1 protein-coding gene is annotated in these 975 nt (G+C 47.5%); it reads left to right on the forward strand.

Annotated elements, in window-relative coordinates:
* Positions 1–55: 55 nt before the first annotated feature.
* Positions 56–975, forward strand: a 920-nt coding sequence (locus EJV45_RS10360; RefSeq protein ID WP_129715613.1) for an IS256 family transposase, incomplete at its 3' end; no start/stop codon positions are given.

Raw genomic sequence — 975 nt, forward strand, 5'->3', positions numbered from 1 at the left:
GAGGGTGTTTCCTGAACTGTGTCAATAGTGTAACTTTAAACTATCGACATAAACAATGGCAACACAAGAAGACTTTGACTTTGAAAGCTTCAAAAAGGAAGCTATAGCAGGCTTATATGCCGGCAAAAAGATGACGGGCACTGATGGTGTACTGGCACCGATGATGAAACACTTTCTGGAATCGATGATGACCGGTGAACTGGAGCATCACATTTCCGAGAGTAAGCTGGCCGGTCAGGCTAATCGTAAAAACGGCAAAAGTAAAAAGACCGTACGGAGCCTGAGTTCAGGAGAATTTGAACTTGAAACCGGGCGTGACCGTCTGGGCACCTTTGATCCAAAAGTGGTTCCCAAGCGCCAGCTGATCATTACCGAGGAACTGGAGGGCAATATCCTATCGATGTATGCCATGGGCATGAGTACGCGTGCCATGCGTGATTATGTGCAGGAAATGTATGCCATGGACATCTCTGCGGCTGAGATCTCACGGATTACTGATAGTGTATTGCCTGCGGTGCAGGAATGGCGTAACAGACCATTGGAGGCCGTTTATCCCTTTGTGTTCCTGGATTGCATGTTCTTCAAAGTCAGGGTAAACGGAGCGGTGGAAACCCGCGCCATCTACAATATTCTGGGTGTGGATATTGAGGGTAAGAAAGATGTGCTAGGCCTTTACACCTCTGAAAATGAGGGTGCCAAGTTCTGGCTGTCAGTGCTTACCGATCTGAAAACTCGTGGTGTGGAAGATATCCTGATCGCCTGCATAGACGGGTTAAAGGGCTTTCCTGAAGCTGTGGAAGCTATCTTTCCAAAGACCAGGGTGCAGCTTTGCATTGTCCACCAGATCCGTTCGTCCATGCGCTATGTTCCTGAGAAAGATAAAAAGGCCGTAATGGCCGACATGAAACCTATCTATCAGGCAAATAACGAACAGCAGGGATATGAAAGACTGCTAGAGTTTGAAGAAAAATGGGG

This window comes from Pedobacter sp. SYP-B3415, assembly GCF_004138205.1.
In the GTDB taxonomy this organism is placed as follows: Bacteria; Bacteroidota; Bacteroidia; order Sphingobacteriales; family Sphingobacteriaceae; genus Pedobacter.